The following is a 16108-nucleotide window of genomic DNA, read 5'->3' on the forward strand; positions in this document are numbered from 1 at the left end:
GTCTAAAACTGTAGAAGAACAAAATAAAAGTGTATTAGACACAGATACCAAGTTTAAAGGAATCACAGAATCTATTAGCCAAACACAAAGCATGATTACAGAATTATATGAAATAGGACAAGGAATAGGAAATAAAACAAGTGAAATGGTAGAAATTCTTCATAGTTTATCTGCTATTTCAGAAGAAAATGCAGCAAGTACACAAGAAGCTTCAGCAGCTACAGAAGAACAACTAGCATCTATACAAGAGGTAGCCAACGCCAGTGAAAAATTATCGAACTTGGCAGAAGCATTGAATCAATTAGTAAATAAATTTCAAATATAAGTATGAACAAAGAAAAAAATAAGAGCTTTCTCATTATATTTTAAATGTAATGAGAAAGCTCTTATTTTTTAGGGATAAAGAAAGAACAATAAACCTGTTGCTTTGTTTCTAAAAAAGTCAATTTTTATGAGGGTAGCTTTTTGTATTGACATACAAAAAGAAGAATATTATAATGAAACCAACAAAAATAAACAAAAAAAAACAAAGTTAAACACATTAACAAACAATTAAAAACAAAGTGGTGAAAAATATGCTTCAGGCAGAAAGAAGAAATTATATTATAAAACATTTAAAAGAAAATAAAACAGCGGTTGTAGAGGATTTAGCAAGTATATTAGATACTTCCCCTATGACGATTCGAAGAGATTTAAAATATTTAGAAGAAAATAATTTAATTACAAGAACTCATGGAGGAGCAATTCTTCATGATATGCTCACAGAAGAAGTTCCTTATGGAAAAAAAACATCAGAACATATGGAAGAGAAAAAAAGAATTGCACAATATGCAGCTTCTCTTATTAAAGAAGGGCATACCGTTATATTAGATGCAGGAACTACAAATATGGAGATTGCAAAAAAAATAAAAGAAATAAAGAATTTGAAAGTAATTACACCAGATTTAGTAATTGCTTTGTTTCTTTCAAAATTTTCTCAAATACAAGTATTTTGTACAGGAGGATTGATTCAGGGAAGTACAGGTGCATGTCTAGGGCCAAATACTAAAGATTTTTTAGAACAAGTTTATGCAGATATTGCATTTTTGGGAACTAGCTCTGCTGATGTGAAGGAAGGTCTTACGACTCCAAGTATTGAAAAAGCAAGAATAAAAAAACAGATGATGAAGGTAGCAGAAGAAACTATACTTGTGACAGATCATTGGAAATTTGGAAAAAAAAGCTTTGCTAAAATTTCTTCACTAGAAAGTTTGAGCCAAATTATTACAGATGAAGGATTGGATGAAAAAATAGTCAATAAAATTGGTCAGTTAGGTGTGGAAGTGAAATTAGTATAAAATGGAGGGATTGTATGCCAGAAGTTGTAATTATTGCAGATGATTTGACAGGAGCAAACGCTACAAGTGTTCTACTTTCAAGAGCAGGATATAAAGCTGCTACTTTTTTAAAATTAGAGGATTATGATGAAAAGGAATACAATGATTTTAAAGTTATCTCTATCAGCACAGATAGTAGAGCTATACATAAAGATAGAGCTTATAAAAGAGTAAGTAAGATTACAGAATTTTTTAAAGAAAAGGATGTAAAATTGTTTTCAAAGAGAATTGATACTACTCTAAGAGGAAACATAGGATCAGAAATAGATGCAGTATTAGATAGTTTAGATGAAGATACGATTGCTATAGTAGTAGCTGCTTTTCCATCATCAGGAAGAATCACGATAGGTGGATATTTAATGGTAGATTCTATACCACTAGAAAATACAGATGTGGCAAAGGATCCAAAGAATCCTGTATATACTTCTTGTGTACAAAAGCTTATAAAAGAGCAAAGTAAATACTTAGTAGATTATATTTCATTAGATCAAGTACTAAAAGGAGAAGAAGTACTAAAAGATAGAATAATCAGTGGAAAAAATAAAGGGAATAAAATTTTTATAGTAGATGCTACTACAGATGAAGATATTAAAAAAATTGCAAAGACAGTAAAAAGTGCAAAACTGAGTGTCATTGCAGTAGATCCAGGTCCATTTAGTGCGGCTCTTACAAAAGAAGTAGTAAAAAAGCCAAAGGTAATACCAGGACAAAAGGTCATGCTTACAGTAGGGAGTGTCAGTAATCTTACAAGAAGACAACTAGAAGCATTAAAGGTAAATCATGAATGCTTATTTATAACAGTAGATACAGAAGCTCTTATTTATGAAAAAACTCGTGAATATGAAATTGGTAGAGTAATAGATTGCTTAATAAAAGATATGAATGAGTATTCTATTATAGGAGCGATCACTACTACAGAGGAAGAGGAAATATTAAATCTTTCTCATATTGCTCAAAGATTAAAAATTACTGAAGATGATGTGACTTTAAGAATATCCACTGGACTTGCACAGATTACAAAAAGACTTATGGAAAAAACAGATACAACCATAGGTGGATTATTTACAAGTGGAGGAGATGTAACAGTAGCTGTTTGCAAAGAACTGAAAGCTTCAGGAATAGAAGTAAAAGATGAAGTATTGCCATTAGCTGTTTATGGAAGATTTATAAGAGGGCAATTTGAAAATATGCCTATTATTACAAAGGGTGGATTGGTAGGAGAGACTAATGCCATTATAAAATGTGTTGAATATTTATTAACAAAGGTATCTACTGGATATCACAAAAATTCATAAGAGAAAGGATAAATTAAAATGAAAAGAAGTTATATTGGAATTCCTATGGGAGATCCTGCTGGGGTTGGACCTGAGATTGTAGTAAAAGCATTAAACAATGAAGAGGTATATAAGTGGTCAAAGCCAGTAGTGATTGGAGATAAAAAAACATTAGAACAAGCTATGAAGTTTTGTAATGTAGATTTTAAAATAAAAGTAATTGAAAATGTAGAACAAGGAGAATATGAGAAAGGTATTTTAAATTTAATTGATTTAAAAAATATAGATATAGAAAAGCTTCAAATAGGAAAAGTACAAGGAATGGCTGGAAAAGCTGCTTTTGAATATATAAAACTTGCAGTGAAATTGGCAATGGAAAAAAAGGTAGATGCCATTGCCACTACTCCTATTAACAAAGAAGCATTTAAAGCTGGAGGAGTAAATTATATAGGACATACAGAAATATTAGAAGATCTAACTCATACAAAAGATCCTCTTACTATGTTTCAAGTACATGACTTAAGAGTTTTCTTTTTATCTAGACACGTATCATTAAAAGATGCATGTACTATTGCTACAAAGGAAAGAGTACTAGAATATATAAAAAGATGTAGTGAAGCTTTAGAAAGACTTGGAATTAAAAATGGGAAATTAGGCGTTGCAGGATTAAATCCTCATAGTGGGGAACATGGATTATTTGGAAATGAAGAAGTAGAAGAAATCGAACCTGCAGTAATTTTAGGGCAACAACAAGGAATCAATGTAGTAGGACCAGTTCCAGCAGATTCAGTATTTTATTTTGCACTAAAAGGAAAATATGATGCAGTATTATCTCTTTATCATGATCAAGGACATATTGCTACGAAAATGGTTGATTTTGAAAGAACCATTTCTATTACAAATAATATGCCGTTTTTAAGAACATCTGTAGACCATGGAACAGCACTAGACATTGCAGGAACAGGTAAAGCAAGTGAAGTAAGTATGGTAGAAGCGATAAGATTAGCTGCATTATATGCACCAAAATTTAATCAATAATCAATATATAGGGGGAGAATTTATGGAAGCTTCGGTATCAGGAAGTCAAATGATTGTAGGGCTCTCGATTGGTATTATTTGTTTGATTTTTATGATTATGAAAACAAAAATTCATGCATTTTTAGCACTTATTATTGCTGCATCTATGACAGGTATTATTGGAGGTATGCCAGCAGACAAAGTAATGGAGTCTATATCTAAGGGTTTTGGAGGAACTTTGGGAAGTATTGGAATCATTATTGGTTTAGGTGTAATGATGGGACAAATTTTTGAAGTTTCAGGAGCAGCTGAAAGAATGGCCAAAACTTTTGTGAAAAAGTTAGGAAAAAATAACGAAGAATTAGCTTTGGCATTAACAGGATTTATTGTATCTATTCCTATATTTTGTGATTCAGGATTTGTTATTTTATCTCCGCTTGTAAAGGCAATTTCTAAAAAGACAAAGAAATCTGTAGTTTCATTAGGGATTGCACTAGCTTTAGGACTAGTAATTACACACTCTTTGGTACCTCCTACTCCAGGACCAGTTGGAGTTGCGGGTATATTTGGAGTAAGTGTTGGAAGTATACTTCTTTGGGGAATTGTTTTGGCAATCCCTATGACTATTGCAGGAATGATTTATGGGAAATGGTTAGGAAAAAGAATTTATCAGCTTCCTACAGAAGATGGGCAAGGATGGATTAGACCTGAATATGAAAAGAGCATTTCAAGCTTTTTAGATGATGAAGAGGATCAAAATCTTCCTTCTACGTTTGTGGCATTTGCACCTATTTTGATTCCAGTACTATTGATTCTTTCTAACACAGTTGTGACAGCTTTAAAAATAGAAGGAAATTTTGTGAGTACAATTAAATTTTTAGGGTCTCCAATTATAGCAGTAGGAATTGGTCTAATTGTTGCAATTTATGGACTTACAGGAAAAGACTCAAGAAAAGATACTCTAGAGAAAATGGAGGATGGAATCAAATCAGCAGGAATTATTATTTTGGTTACTGGTGGTGGTGGAGCACTAGGAATGGTACTTCGTGATAGTGGAGCAGGGGATTACATAGCAAACTTAATTGCACAATCTTCAATTCCTGCTATATTACTTCCATTTGTAGTAGCTTCTTTAGTAAGATTGATTCAAGGAAGTGGAACAGTAGCTATGATTACTGCAGCATCTATTACGGCACCTATGATTGTAACACTAGATGTAAATCCAGTATTTGCAGCATTGGCAGCTTGTATAGGATCTTTGGTATTTTCTTATTTTAATGATAGTTATTATTGGGTAGTAAACCGTATGTTAGGAATTAAAGAAGCAAAAGAACAAATCAGAGTATGGTCTATTACAACTACTATTGCATGGGCAGTAGGACTTATTGAATTATTAATTGTAAATGCTATTTTTCATTAAAATCCAAACCACTCTTTTGTGATAAAAGGGTGGTTTGGCTATTGGTTAGATTAATAACTTATATAAAAATAAATATTTGATATAAAAAATAATAAAAGATTGCTTTGTTTTAATAAAGTCAAAAAATGAGTAAAAAGGTCTAAATTTGTATGATGTGTTTATGAAATAATTTACAATATGTAAAATATATTGTAGAATGAGAATAACAAAATATATAGGGGGAAAGAAAATGAAAAAAATATCAATTTTATCACTGTTATTAGTATTTGCGCTAGTCTTTACTGGATGTACTAGTAATGAAATGGCAATTTACAATGCTTTTGAAAAAGCACAAGATATTACTTCTATGGAAAGTAATACAGATATTACTTTTACAGTAAATGCAAAGGGATTATCACAAGAGGATCAAGAAGGATTCAATCAAATGCAAACAATGCTTAAAGATTCAAAACTTTCATTGCATCAAAAGATGGTACAAAACAAAGAAAAAACAGCTGCTACAGCACAAGTAGATATGAATATGAATTTTGGTGGAATGGCAATGGAAATTCCAGTATGGGTAGATACAGATATGACAGGAAAAACACCAAAATTAGTAGAAATTATTAAAATGCCTGCTATGATGAAAATGGGACTTCCACAAGAACTACAAACTAAAGAATATGCAGTAATTAATTTTAATGATATGATGAAGGACCAAAAAGAAAAACAAGATTTTGCAAACATGATGAAATTTGCTCAAGAATCTCAAGGAAAAGTTGCAAAATTCTTCAAAGATTATGTTAAAAACTTTGACCCAGGATTTAAAATGGTAGAGAAAAAAGGAACAAAAGTGATTAATGGAGAAACTTTAGATATTTATGAGTTAAAATTAGATGATGCATCATTTAAAAAACTAGTAAGATACACAGGAAATAGTTTCATGGATAATAAAGATACTATGAAATTTGTAAAAGAGTATATGGATATGGTAATGACATTCTCACAAGCTACAAATCCTCAAGATCAATTATCAAAAGAAGAATTAAATAAAGGATTAGCTGATCTTGAAAAGAATTTACCAGAAATGAAAAAAGAATTTAATAAATTTATGGATCAATACAACAATGTAAAATTCATTGGAGACAAAGGAATTGTTATTGAATATGGTATCAATAAAGATGGATACATTGTCCATGAAAATGGTAAAATAGATTTACATATTGATATGGCAGCAATAGAAAAAGTAGCAGCAAAAGTAGAAAAACCACAAAGCAAAGGGGTATTTAATATAGGAATTAACTATAATTCTAAAATATACAACATCAATAAAGATGTAAAAATAGATATGCCAAAGCTTACTCCACAAAACTCAATGAGCTTAATAGAAATGATGGAAGCTCAAGCTAAAATGATGGAAACTGAGATTGTTCAAGAAGTAGACGTTCAACCAGCTATGTAGTAAAAACTCCTTTCTAGGAATATAAAACCTAGAAAGGAGTTTTTTATTTTGGTTTTAACAATTTATATAAAATATGAATTGACTTTATAAAAAGTAAATGCTAAACTAATACCAAGTAATTTGGGATGAATACTATGAATTAAAAAAGGAGGAAATAGAATGGGAGATTTTACTGAATTGTTTGATCAATGGGCTGTGGATTATGATCGTACTGTGTATGGAATAGACAATGAATATAAAGAAGTATTTGAAAGGTATGATCATATATTATCAACAGTATGTGATCAGTTACAGGATAAAAAAGGTGGAGTAGTTTTAGAAATTGGAGTAGGGACAGGGAATTTGACAAGTATTTTATATAAAAGAGGTTTTCATGTTATTCCAATAGAACCATCACAAGAAATGAGAAAAATAGCTAAGAACAAGCTCTCTCATATAGAAATATATGATGGACATTTTTTAAACATTCATATTTCTACAAAGGTAGATGCTATTGTAACTTCTTATGCTTTTCATCATTTAGATCAGAAAGAAAAAAGAGAAGCTATATATTATTTAGATAGTTTTTTAAAGGAAGGTGGAAAAGTAGTTATTGCAGATACTATGTTTGAGTCAAAAAAATATAAAAAAGCTTTGTATAAAGAGGTTGAGAATGAAAAGAAGTTACATTTACTAAATGATTTAAATACAGAGTATTATGAGTATATAGAAGATATATCCAAAATATTTGAAGACTTAGATTATAGAATGGATAGAAAAAAAATGAATAAATATGTATGGATAATGACTTGCTATAAAGGAGGAAATAAAAAATGAAAAAAATAATAGTAGAAAGCTTCACAATGGATCATACGATAGTAGACGCTCCTTTTGTAAGAAGGTGTGGTAAAATTAATACACCAAAAGGAGATATCATTACAAAGTTTGACTTAAGATTTACTCAACCTAATAAAGAAGCCATACCTACAGGAGCAATACACAGCCTAGAACATTTAATGGCAGGATATATAAGAGAAAAAGTAGATAATGTAGTAGATTTATCTCCTATGGGATGTAGAACGGGATTTTATTTAATTGTAGTAGGAGAAAAAGAAGAGGAAGAGATAGCAGATGCTTTGATATATACATTAAAAAAAGTATTAGATTCAAAAGAGGTTCCAGCAGCAAATGAAATACAATGTGGAAATTACAGGGATATGTCTTTATTTGGAGCAAAAGAATATGCAAAAGAAGTATTAGATATTTTACAAATAAAATATGGAAAGAAGGAATAAATATGAAATTTAATTCTCTTATTATCCATGGAGGCGTTGATGGAGATAAAACTACAGGAGCAGTTACAATTCCAATTTATCAAACATCTACTTATGCTCAAGAGGCTATTGGAAAACATAGTGGATATGAGTACTCTCGTACTCAAAATCCAACAAGAGAAGGAGTAGAAAAATTAATTGCTGATTTAGAGGGAGGAGCAAGAGGGTTTGCCTTTGGATCGGGAATGGCAGCTATATCTTCTGTGCTTATGCTACTAAAAAGTGGGGATCATATTATACTGAGTGATGATGTATATGGTGGAACTTTTAGAGTGGTAGATAAAATATTCAAAAATTTTGGATTAGAATATAGCTTTGTGGATACTACTCATGCAGAGAATATAAAAGATCATATAAGAGAAAATACAAAAGCTATTTATGTAGAAACACCTACAAATCCACTAATGAAAGTTAGTAATATACAAGAAATAGGAAAAATTGCAAATAAAAATAATATGATTTTTATTGTAGACAATACTTTTATGACTCCTTATCTACAAAGACCGTTATCTTTAGGAGCAGATATTGTTCTTCACAGTGCTACAAAATATCTAGGAGGACATAGTGATGTAGTTGCAGGGTTAGTAGTAGTAAAGGATGAACAATTAGGAGAAAAAATGCACTTTATACAAAATGCAGTAGGGGCTATATTAGGACCTTTTGATAGTTGGATTTTGTTGAAAGGAATGAAAACTTTAGCTGTACGGATGGATAGGCATTGTCAAAATGCAAAAGTAGTTGTAAATTGGCTAAAAAATCAGGATTGGGTTAGAAAAATATATTATCCTAAAATTGATATAGAGGGTTTTTTAAAGGATCAAATGAGAGATAGTGGAGGAATGATTTCTTTTGAGGTATCCAGTGAAAAATATGTAGATAAAATGATATCTAACTTAAGAACGATTACTTTAGCAGAAAGTTTAGGAGGAATAGAAAGTCTTATATCTATTCCAGCTAAAATGACTCATGCTTCTATTCCAAAAGACATTAGAGATAAAATAGGTATTACAGATACATTGATTAGATTGTCTGTAGGAATTGAGGATGTGGAGGATATTATAAAAGATTTAGACATTTTAAAATAAAGGGTGAATTAAGATGCATTACTATGATAGCATTCAAGATTTAATAGGCAATACTCCTATGCTAAAGATGAATCATTTTGATATTCCAAAACATGTAAATCTATTTGCAAAATTAGAATTTTATAATCCAGGAGGTTCTGTAAAAGATAGAATTGGACAATGGATTCTTCAAAGGGCAGAAAAAGAAGAAAAGCTTAAACCAGGATATACTATTATAGAAGCAACAGCTGGAAATACAGGAATAGGTATCTCGTTAGCTGCAATCAATAAAGGATATGAGATTATATTTGTAGTACCTGAAAAATTTTCAATAGAAAAGCAAATGATCATGAAGGCATTAGGAGCTAAAATTATAAGTACACCAGAAGAAAAGGGTATGAACGGAGCTTTTGAAAAAGTAGAGGAGTTAAAATCTCAAATTAAAGATACTTTTGTAGTCAATCAATTTTATAATCTTGATAATCCACAGGCTCATTATATGTATACGGGTAGAGAAATATATGAACAATTAGATGGAAAGATAGATTTATTTGTTTCAGGAGCAGGATCTGGAGGTACCTTTACAGGGGTTATGTCTTATTTAAAAGAACAAAATGAAAAAATACGAGGAGTATTGGTTGATCCTATTGGTTCCATTATTGGTGGAGGTGTATGTGGTTCTTATAAGATAGAAGGAATAGGAAATGATTTTATCCCTAAAACTATGGATATAAGTTTAATAGATGAAGTAGAAAAGATTTCAGATGATGAAGCTTTACAAGGAGTAAAAGAATTGGCTATAAAAGAAGGGCTATTAGTGGGAACTTCGTCTGGAGCAGCTTTTATAGGAGCTATAAAACAAGCAAAGAAGATAAAGTATGGAAATATAGTAGTACTTTTGGCAGATAGAGGAGACCGATACTTGAGTAAAAATATTTATCAACTGTGATGATCAAAAACTTCTTTCTAGGAAAATACCACTTAGAAAGAAGTTTTTTTGTTTTTTCAATTATTATAGACAGATGACTGATAATAGGTCTTTAGTCCCTAAAAATGCTTTATGAATCAGATTTATTTTGGTATAATAGTAATATATGTACAAATATAGAAAAAAATAAAACAAATAGTATATTAAATTGTGATTAGATTTTGAAAGGTGGATTTTATATGGAAAACCATATGGGGAGCAGCAGAAAAGCTGAAGTAGTAATGCGCTTTTCTGAGTTTGAAATGCCTCCCATGCAGGATGTACTTATTGTAGGAAGAAAAGCTCCAATTGGACCAGAAGCTGCTAGAAGAATGGTAGAGGTAGTATCTCCAGGACAATATGAGATCATAAAAGTAGAAGACTCCAAAGTAGAAGCGCTCGTGATTAGAAAAATTTTGTTAAATATGTTGAAAAAAGAAAAAATAATAGATTTAATTATGGAAGAGGGAGGAAAGGTTGCTAACGAATCTATGATTATAAAGGTGCAAATGAATATAACTTTTCAAGTTAGCAAATCTATAGACTTATGATAATGAGAATATCTCAAATTATGAAAGATCAGTTTATGTGTATTGATATTTTAGAAGGTGTAAGTACTATTAGAGATATTGCATTTAATCAAGGAATAAACTATTTTCCTGTAATAGATCATCATCAAATTAAAGGAATGATTACAAATAAAGAACTAATAGATGTACATCCTAATAGAATTGCTGCAGATGCTATGTTGACAGATTTTAAATTTATTAGTTCGGAAGCATCTGTATGGAGTGCGAAAGAAATATTTGACCAACAAGATCAAGATTTTTTATTAGTGGAGGAAAATGAACAAATTGTAGGAGTTATTACAAAGTTACTTGTAGTAGCTGAACTTGGAAAACACATAGATCTACTGACTGAACTTTATAAAAGTGATTATATTTATTATCAAATTCAAAAATGTATAACTAAAAATGAAATAACATCTATTATATTTATGGATGTAAATAATTTTGGAAGGATAGACAAAGAATACGGACATATTTTAGGGGATACAATATTAAAAGAATTGGCAAGACTTCTGAAACAATATAAACCTAAAGATGCACATGTTTGTAGATTTGGAGGAGACGAGTTTGTTTTGCAACTTTCTACTCCTATAGAAAAATGTAAAAATGAAATAATAAAAATAATAGATATAATAAAAAATCATGAATTTCCAAATAAAATTCCTGTTACTATTTCTGCTGGAATGATACAATCAAAAAAATGTACAAAGATAAAAAATGTATATGAAGCTACTGTCCATTTAATTAATCAAGCAAGCTTAGCTTCTACTATAGCTAAAAAAAATAAATGTGGAATTAGTATTGTCCATGAAGAAAATGAAATTGCTTAAAGCAGCCAGATCAACTGGCTGTTTTTATGTATACGATACAATATTGGAATGTAGTGTTGACACGATACGATTTGTGTGAAATAATATAAATGTACCTATAATGTAATATTATAGTAATTAAAATGAAAGGAGATAGAGTTTATGCAAAAAAAGTGGACTACTAGAAGAATTGTAATGATTGGATTGTTTATGGCACTGAATATGGTAGCAACTTACATTCATGTACCAATAGGAGCAAGTATGATGCATTTAGGAACAACGGCTTTATTTATTACAGCACTTATTTTAGATCCTAAAGATTCAGCTATTGCATCTGGAGGAGGAATGTTTTTATTTGATATTTTTGGAGGATATATTTCTTATGCACCGTTTACCTTAATTGTGAAAGGGCTTATGGCTTATGTAGTAGCAAAAATTGCTCAAAGTAAAGAATATGATGGACAAAATTTAGGAATAAATTTTTTAGCATATTTAGTAGGAGGGGTCGTATCTTTAGTAGGATACTATTTTACAAATGTATATTTAAGTGGAAATTTCATAGCATCTCTTTCTAATATTCCAGGATCTTTATTTACTACTAGTATAGGGGTTATCATAGCACTTCCACTGGGTAAGGCTGTTAAAAAAGCTTTTTCAAAATTAAAATATCAAGCGGTATAAGTATAAAATTTCCAAATCAAAAAGACTCATAAAACTGAGTCTTTTTGATTTGGAAATTTGTTGATTTTATAAATTAAAATAAGAGAATATGCGAACAAATAAGGGAGCTAAAAATACAGTAATTACACCTGCTAATGCGATAGAGAGACTACTCATAGCGCCTTCCGTTTCTCCCATTTCTAAAGCTTTTGATGTTCCAACGGCATGAGAAGAGGTTCCTATGGCAATCCCTTTTGCTACACTATGATGGATTTTAAAAATTTTACAGATAAAAGGTGCCATAATCGCACCTAAAATTCCAGTAATGATAATGGCGATAACAGCTATAGAGCTAATACCTCCTAGACTTTCAGAGATAGCAATACCAATAGGAGTAGTAATAGATTTAGGAATTAAAGAAAGTTTTAGTGTGTGATCAAGTTCAAAAGCTTTAGCCAAAGCAATGACAACACTAATAGATGTGATGACTCCACCACTAATTCCTATCAATATAGCTTTTATATGCTTTTTTAAAACAGGAAGTTGTTTATACATAGGAATGGCTAACACAACAGTAGCAGGTCCTAAAAAGAATGAAATAAGCCTACCTCCTTTATCGTATGATTCAAGAGGAATTTCAAAATTAAGAAGAATTCCTACAATAAGTAATATACTAATTAAAATAGGGTTTAAAATTGGTAATTTGGTTTTTTTATAAATAAAAAGACCAATATTAAAAGTAATCAAAGAAATAATAATTCCAAAAAAATGATGATTTAACATTTTATCAATCCTTTACAAATTTTTCTACTATTTTTCCTGTGATTCCCATTACTACAATAGTACTTATAAAGATAATTATAAAAAGAGGAATCCAATTTTTCTTTAAAAGTTCAAGAGCAGCAATAAGTCCTACTCCAGATGGAATAAAGAAAAATGCCAAATGTTTTAGTAAAAAATCAGCACAATTTTCTACCCACTCAAGTTTTATGATATTTAACACTAATAATGTAAATAAAATCAACATTCCTAAAATGCTTCCAGGGATTGGAATAGATAACATGCGATGAATCCATTCTCCTAATTGCCAGATTCCTACAATACCTAAAAATTGAATAAATATTTTCATAATTCACCTCACAATGTGCTTTGGATATATACTGAAATTTAAATTGGTTTATCTACAGTATTTTACAACTTAACATATAAAAAAACAACTGAGGGGATAGTATGAATACAAATAGAAAAACGTTTTCTTTTAAAGACTATCAAGAATAAATAGACTATATTTTAAATAGATATAAACATTCATCAAATAAGAGAAAATATTTAAAAAGTATAAAAGCTTGCAAAGTAAGAATTCTTACTTTACAAGCTTTGAAATGACTTTAAAAGCATCTGTTGTAGCAAATCTACAAAGTTCAAATAAAATAGATTCAGTAGTAGTAATAATAGCACCCATTTGACGCATTCTTTCAATAGCTATTTTCTTATCATTTTCTTTTCTAGAAGAAATACAATCTTCTACTACCACAGGAACATACCCGTTATCTATTAAGTCTATAACGGTTTGAAGTACACAAATATGAGATTCAATTCCAGCTATAATAATCCATTCTTTATTCATATAGTCTATTTGTTGTTGTAGTTTTACTTCATCAAAACAACTAAAGGACATTTTTTCAATATTGGTGCAATCACCTAGAATTTGACTGATTTCTTCCACTGTAGAACCTAATCCTTTGGGATATTGTTCAGAAACGATCATAGGAATATTTAAAGCATGAAGTCCTTGAATGAGTGTTTTGAAATTTTGTAATAAGTTATTTTTATTTTCCATATGAGGAAGAAGACGTTCTTGCATGTCGATAATGACAGCTATTGTATTATCCTTTAGTATTCTCATTTGAAACACCCCTTTTTCGAATTTATTGATTATATTCTTCATCATTTTAAAATTCCCTTCTATAAATTTTTATCTAATGAATATTAATTCAAAGAATTATGTAATTTATCATAAAGATCAAGTAAAGATTTTATATAAATGAAGTTTTATTTGACAGGAAGGTAAAAAATAAAATTATGTTATAATAAAATGAATAAGAATATGGTGTTTAATAGGAGGTGCGATTTTGAGTATAGAAAAATTAAAAGAAATGATTCAAAGAAGTGATAATATTGTTTTTTTTGGAGGAGCGGGAACTTCAACAGAAAGTAATATTCCTGATTTTAGGACGGCAGATACAGGATTATATAGTACAAAAGAAAAAAATTATCCTCCAGAGGTAATGCTTAGTCATACTTTTTTTATGAAGCATCCAAAAGAATTTTATGAGTTTTATAAAAATAAGATGATTTATCCAAATGCACAGCCTAATTTAGCTCATGATGCTTTGGTAGAGTTAGAAAAAAGAAAGAAACTAAAAGCTGTGATTACTCAAAATATAGATGGACTACATCAATTAGCAGGAAGCAAAGAAGTTTTAGAACTTCATGGCTCTGTACATAGAAATTATTGTATGAAATGCAAAAAAGACTATGATCTAGAGTATATCAGGTCATCGAAGGAGGTTATTCCTAGATGCTCATGTGGGGGTATTGTTAAACCAGATGTAGTTTTATATGAAGAGGGACTAGATAATTATACTATTGAAAAATCTGTAGAATACATAAAAAAAGCAGATGTTCTTATTGTAGGAGGAACTTCTTTAGTAGTATACCCTGCAGCAGGATTGATTGAATATTATAAAGGAAATCAATTGATTCTTATTAATAAAGATATTACACCTTATGACAAAAGAGCAAATCTAGTGATTCATGAAAGCATAGGAAAAGTTTTAGATAGTGTTTTATAGAATATAGATTTTAATTAGAGAAGTAATAAAAATAAGAACATTTTAGGGGAAGAAGTTCTATAAAATGTTCTTATTTTTTATGTCAATTTTTTGAAAAATAATTATCAATAATGATAATTATTTTCATTGACAAAACAAAGATAATTTGATATTATTTTTATGAAAAAGATAATCATTATCAATAATGAGGTGCATGTGATGTGTCAACAAAACTATTTTTCCTGTTTAAAAAATAATAAAGATCCTTTTATTCAATGGCTACTTCAAACGCTAGGTCCTGTTATGCTTGGAAAAAAGCCATCTGAAATACTTAGTTTTTCAAGAGAGTATCCCAATACAAGTGAAAAATTAAAGAAAATTAATTCTTTTTTTCAATGTTGTAAGAAGCTTTCTTATAAAGTAGTTGGTTATGGTAAAAAAAGTATTAAAGTATTTTTTTATCATCCAGGATCTTTGCAAGAAGCACTCACAGACCCTCGAAATAAAAGATTTTTGAACAACATAGGATATCCTAAAAATGTGAATGTAGAGGAATATGTATTACATATGACAAAAAAAATTGAAGCAGGGATGATTCCTGATGAGATTGGTATATTTTTAGGTTATCCACTAAAGGATGTTTTAGGATTTATGGGTCATCCTTCTTTAAAGCTTACTAAAGTAAAAGGTTGGAGAATTTATGGAGATACTACCATATCAGAGAAGCGTTATGATGAATTTGTAAAAGCAAAGGATTATATAAAAACTCTTTTAAGTGGTGGATTGATCGATCAAATTCTTTCTTATGCTTAAAAAAAATTATATATTTTAAATGGAGGGATTTATTATGAAAAATGTATCAGTTATTTATTGGAGTGGAACAGGAAATACAAAATTAATGGCAGAAGCTGTAGCTGAAGGTGCAAAAGACAAAGGTTGTGAAGTAAAATTAATCAATGTAGAAGATGCAACAAAAGAAGATGTAGCAAGTGCTGATGCACTAGCTTTAGGTTGTCCTTCTATGGGAGCTGAAGTATTAGAAGAATATACAATGGAACCTTTTGTAGAGGAGATTGCAGGTGCTGTATCTGGAAAAAAATTAGCACTATTTGGTTCTTATGACTGGGGTGATGGTCAATGGATGAGAGATTGGACAGAAAGAATGGAAGGATATGGTGCACAAGTAGTAGATGGAGAAGGATTCATTGCTCATTTAACTCCTGATGGAGATGCAATAGATAATTGTAAATATTTAGGAGCTAAATTGGCTGAATAAAAATTTAGAAAACCCCTTTAAATCCGGCTCTATGTCAATAGTTGGGGTGGGATTGTTCATAATCCCGCTCCATTACTTTATTAGAGAC

General features: G+C 30.1%; 18 protein-coding genes and 1 pseudogene. 16 read left to right on the forward strand and 3 right to left on the reverse strand.

The genetic code is table 11. From position 1 onward, the window contains the following. From EK368_RS15000 to EK368_RS13400, 13 genes and pseudogenes are all read left to right on the forward strand, one after another. Positions 1 to 325 (forward strand): annotated as a pseudogene (locus EK368_RS15000) (methyl-accepting chemotaxis protein); the annotation flags it as partial. Between the two features lie 250 nt (positions 326 to 575). Beyond that, positions 576 to 1337, forward strand: coding sequence for a DeoR/GlpR family DNA-binding transcription regulator (locus tag EK368_RS13345; protein ID WP_129600502.1), 762 nt, complete (start codon positions 576 to 578; stop codon positions 1335 to 1337). A gap of 14 nt (positions 1338 to 1351) precedes the next feature. Further along, on the forward strand, positions 1352 to 2671 hold the full coding sequence (locus EK368_RS13350; RefSeq protein WP_129600505.1) for a four-carbon acid sugar kinase family protein: 1320 nt from the start codon (positions 1352 to 1354) through the stop codon (positions 2669 to 2671). A 12-nt stretch (positions 2672 to 2683) separates the two neighbouring features. Further along, on the forward strand, positions 2684 to 3688 hold the full coding sequence (pdxA, locus tag EK368_RS13355) for a 4-hydroxythreonine-4-phosphate dehydrogenase PdxA (RefSeq protein ID WP_423243549.1): 1005 nt from the start codon (positions 2684 to 2686) through the stop codon (positions 3686 to 3688). 22 nt (positions 3689 to 3710) lie between these two features. After that, positions 3711 to 5087 carry a GntP family permease gene (locus tag EK368_RS13360; protein ID WP_129600510.1) on the forward strand — a complete coding sequence of 459 codons (1377 nt, stop codon included), beginning with the start codon at positions 3711 to 3713 and terminating at the stop codon, positions 5085 to 5087. 229 nt (positions 5088 to 5316) lie between these two features. Continuing rightward, positions 5317 to 6528, forward strand: a complete 1212-nt coding sequence (locus EK368_RS13365) for a hypothetical protein (RefSeq protein WP_129600512.1) — start codon at positions 5317 to 5319, stop codon at positions 6526 to 6528. 159 nt (positions 6529 to 6687) lie between these two features. After that, on the forward strand, positions 6688 to 7344 hold the full coding sequence (locus EK368_RS13370; protein ID WP_129600514.1) for a class I SAM-dependent methyltransferase: 657 nt from the start codon (positions 6688 to 6690) through the stop codon (positions 7342 to 7344). Further along, complete coding sequence (locus EK368_RS13375; protein WP_129600516.1) at positions 7341 to 7802, forward strand: S-ribosylhomocysteine lyase; 462 nt, start codon at positions 7341 to 7343, stop codon at positions 7800 to 7802. Before EK368_RS13370 ends, EK368_RS13375 begins: the two co-directional genes overlap by 4 nt. A 2-nt stretch (positions 7803 to 7804) precedes the next feature. Beyond that, positions 7805 to 8926: a bifunctional cystathionine gamma-lyase/homocysteine desulfhydrase gene (locus EK368_RS13380; protein WP_129600518.1), complete on the forward strand. Its 1122-nt coding sequence runs from the start codon at positions 7805 to 7807 to the stop codon at positions 8924 to 8926. Between the two features lie 13 nt (positions 8927 to 8939). Continuing rightward, positions 8940 to 9854, forward strand: coding sequence for a PLP-dependent cysteine synthase family protein (locus EK368_RS13385; protein ID WP_129600520.1), 915 nt, complete (start codon positions 8940 to 8942; stop codon positions 9852 to 9854). A gap of 218 nt (positions 9855 to 10072) precedes the next feature. Next, positions 10073 to 10423, forward strand: coding sequence for a hypothetical protein (locus EK368_RS13390; protein ID WP_129600522.1), 351 nt, complete (start codon positions 10073 to 10075; stop codon positions 10421 to 10423). 20 nt (positions 10424 to 10443) lie between these two features. Continuing rightward, entirely contained in the window at positions 10444 to 11271 is an 828-nt protein-coding gene (locus EK368_RS13395; RefSeq protein WP_165000459.1) for a diguanylate cyclase, read from the forward strand. Between the two features lie 141 nt (positions 11272 to 11412). After that, positions 11413 to 11931 (forward strand): ECF transporter S component, encoded by a 519-nt coding sequence (locus EK368_RS13400; protein ID WP_129600526.1) that lies wholly within the window; start codon positions 11413 to 11415, stop codon positions 11929 to 11931. A gap of 66 nt (positions 11932 to 11997) precedes the next feature. On the opposite strand, the gene EK368_RS13405 is transcribed toward EK368_RS13400, so the two are convergent. The 3 genes from EK368_RS13405 to EK368_RS13415 form a co-directional block, all read right to left on the reverse strand. Further along, the gene (locus EK368_RS13405; RefSeq protein ID WP_165000461.1) at positions 11998 to 12702 is read right to left on the reverse strand and encodes an LrgB family protein; all 705 of its coding nucleotides are present in this window, start codon (positions 12700 to 12702) and stop codon (positions 11998 to 12000) included. After that, complete coding sequence (locus EK368_RS13410) at positions 12698 to 13039, reverse strand: CidA/LrgA family protein (protein WP_129600530.1); 342 nt, start codon at positions 13037 to 13039, stop codon at positions 12698 to 12700. Before EK368_RS13410 ends, EK368_RS13405 begins: the two co-directional genes overlap by 5 nt. 234 nt (positions 13040 to 13273) lie before the next feature. Continuing rightward, complete coding sequence (locus tag EK368_RS13415) at positions 13274 to 13816, reverse strand: hydrolase (RefSeq protein ID WP_129600532.1); 543 nt, start codon at positions 13814 to 13816, stop codon at positions 13274 to 13276. 226 nt (positions 13817 to 14042) lie between these two features. On the opposite strand from EK368_RS13415, the gene EK368_RS13420 reads away from it, so the two are divergent. The 3 genes from EK368_RS13420 to EK368_RS13430 all read left to right on the forward strand — a co-directional run bounded on the left by EK368_RS13420 (position 14043) and on the right by EK368_RS13430 (position 16020). After that, positions 14043 to 14765, forward strand: a complete 723-nt coding sequence (locus tag EK368_RS13420) for an NAD-dependent protein deacylase (RefSeq protein ID WP_129600534.1) — start codon at positions 14043 to 14045, stop codon at positions 14763 to 14765. 198 nt (positions 14766 to 14963) lie between these two features. After that, the gene (locus EK368_RS13425; RefSeq protein WP_165000460.1) at positions 14964 to 15557 is read left to right on the forward strand and encodes a DUF3793 family protein; all 594 of its coding nucleotides are present in this window, start codon (positions 14964 to 14966) and stop codon (positions 15555 to 15557) included. Between the two features lie 34 nt (positions 15558 to 15591). Further along, complete coding sequence (locus EK368_RS13430; protein ID WP_129600538.1) at positions 15592 to 16020, forward strand: flavodoxin; 429 nt, start codon at positions 15592 to 15594, stop codon at positions 16018 to 16020. Positions 16021 to 16108: the final 88 nt, after the last annotated feature.

The organism is Anaerophilus nitritigenes (genome assembly GCF_004138215.1).
In the GTDB taxonomy this organism is placed as follows: Bacteria; Bacillota; Clostridia; order Peptostreptococcales; family Thermotaleaceae; genus Anaerophilus; species Anaerophilus nitritogenes.